The sequence below is a fragment of the Sphingomonas sp. genome, assembly GCF_031372575.1.
Taxonomy (GTDB): domain Bacteria; phylum Pseudomonadota; class Alphaproteobacteria; order Sphingomonadales; family Sphingomonadaceae; genus Sphingomicrobium.
In genome coordinates, this window is the sequence record NZ_JANMLM010000078.1 from 1 (window position 1) to 1,945 (window position 1,945).

A 1,945-nucleotide genomic window follows, 5' to 3' on the forward strand; every position below is an offset into this window, starting at 1 on the left:
GAGGGGCGGATCGTCTGGGACCCGACCTTCCCCAGCCTGACGCCAGCGGAACGCGCCGCGCATTTTGACGCAATGAACGCCACCATCGCCGCCCTCCATTCGATCGATCCGGCCGCGATCGGCCTTGGCGATTACGGCCGCCCGACCAATTTCGTCGAGCGGCAGGTGGCGCGCTGGTCGAAGCAATATGAAGGCGATGTCGACGCTGGGCGGGTGCCGGCGATGGACCGGCTGGTCGAGTGGCTCCGCGCCAATCTGCCACCCGACGCAGGGGATGCGCGCATCGTCCACGGCGATTTTCGCTGCGACAATATGATCTTCGCCGCCGATGCGCCGCGCGTGATTGCGGTGCTCGACTGGGAATTGTCGACGCTCGGCGACCCCGCCGCCGACTTCGTCTATCATTTGATGATGTACCGCATGCCCGCTGGTATGTTCACCGGGCTAGCAGGCCTTGATTACGCCGCACTCGGAATTCCGACCGAACAGGAATATATCGCCACTTACTGCGCGCGCACCGGGCGCGACTGCCTGCCCCACATCGATTATCTGATGGCGTTCGTGATGTTCCGCCTTGCCGCGATTACCCACGGCATCCGCGGCCGCTTGGCGCGCGGCAATGCCTCGTCGGACCATGCCGCTGCCACCGCCGCGCTGACCGAACCGCTCGCCGATCTGGCGTGGAGCGTCGCCGAAACCGCCCGGCTCTAACCGGCGCCACCCTGTCGCATCGCGGCACAGTCACGCCCACCGCCCTCGCCTTTTGGCTTATCCGAAGTTATTCGCTTGGCGCATAACGACTCGATAACCATAAGTTTGGAGCGGTCGGCAGGGGTGGACAAGCCATTGAAATGGCCCAAGGTGGAAGCTCGCGTCAGCGTGGGCCTGCCGACGTTTGCCTCGATCGCTAAGGATCTGGCGCAGGTGCCGCTTGGTCGCCGCATTGCGACCACGCTATTTATCATCATCGCAATCCTGCTCGCGCGGTTCAGCTGGGAAACGCCGATCATGGTCGCCGATGACGATGGATCGAAGCACAACTGGACCATTCCGATCACCACCGATGCCGAGCGCGCTTTATATGACGCCCGCGCGTCCTATGCCGCGCTCGCCGCGCGCAAGGTGGCGCAGGAAAAGCGCATCCTGCTGGTTCCGTTCACCGAGGACAGCCAGGGGCGGACCGGCGAGCGTTCGCCGCTCGATCGAACCACCCTGGCCGAGGCGCTGACCAACCTTGATGGCATGGGGGCCAAAGCGATCGGCATCGATATTTTGTTCGACCAGGCGCAGCCCGACGATTCCAAGCTGATCGCCGCGCTGCGCGTGATGAAGACCCCGGTGTGGATGGGCTATGCCGACAATGCCCATAATCCGCGCGACATCCAGGTGTGGCAGCAGGAGTTCATGGATAAGTTCCTTGCCAGCATCGGCAATCCCAACGTCCGCAAGGCCTCGATCCATATCGAGAGCGATCCCGGCAGGTCGCGATGAGCGGTCGAAAAGCCGCCGCCAGCTATCAGGGCAGCGTCCTCTACAGCGCGCCGATCAACAATGAATATGACGTCGTCCCGTCGCTGCCGGTCGACCTGTTCATCGACCCCAGCGTGGCGCCTGCCTTGTCGGGCGAGGTCAAGGGCCGATATGTCCTGATCGGCGGTGATCTGCCCGACAGCGACCAATTCGAATATCCGCTGACCCGGGTGACCAAGAAGACCATCGCCGGGCTGCAGGTCCACGGCGCGATGCTCGCTCAGGCGCTCGATCGCCGATTGCCCGGGCGGATCAACGGCACCGCTTTGTGGATCCTCGCCGTCTTCGTCGTCCTCGCCGGTGCCTTCACCTCAATGGTCGATGTTCGCCCCGGCATGCTCAGCGTACTGATCGTCGGGCAATTATTGTTCTTCGGTGCGGCGCCATTCCTGTTCGAGTGGCGCGGGATCGATAC

2 protein-coding genes and 1 pseudogene are annotated in these 1,945 nt (G+C 63.4%); all 3 read left to right on the forward strand.

Features of this window, described 5'->3' with window-relative positions:
- Positions 1-711: phosphotransferase family protein (locus tag RMN73_RS07770; protein WP_309602751.1), on the forward strand; the 711-nt coding region annotated here is incomplete at its 5' end.
- 150 nt (positions 712-861) lie between these two features.
- On the forward strand, positions 862-1,491 hold the full coding sequence (locus tag RMN73_RS07775) for a CHASE2 domain-containing protein (RefSeq protein ID WP_309602752.1): 630 nt from the start codon (positions 862-864) through the stop codon (positions 1,489-1,491).
- A pseudogene (locus tag RMN73_RS07780) lies at positions 1,488-1,945 on the forward strand (adenylate/guanylate cyclase domain-containing protein); the annotation flags it as partial. The gene RMN73_RS07775 and the pseudogene RMN73_RS07780, both read left to right, overlap by 4 nt.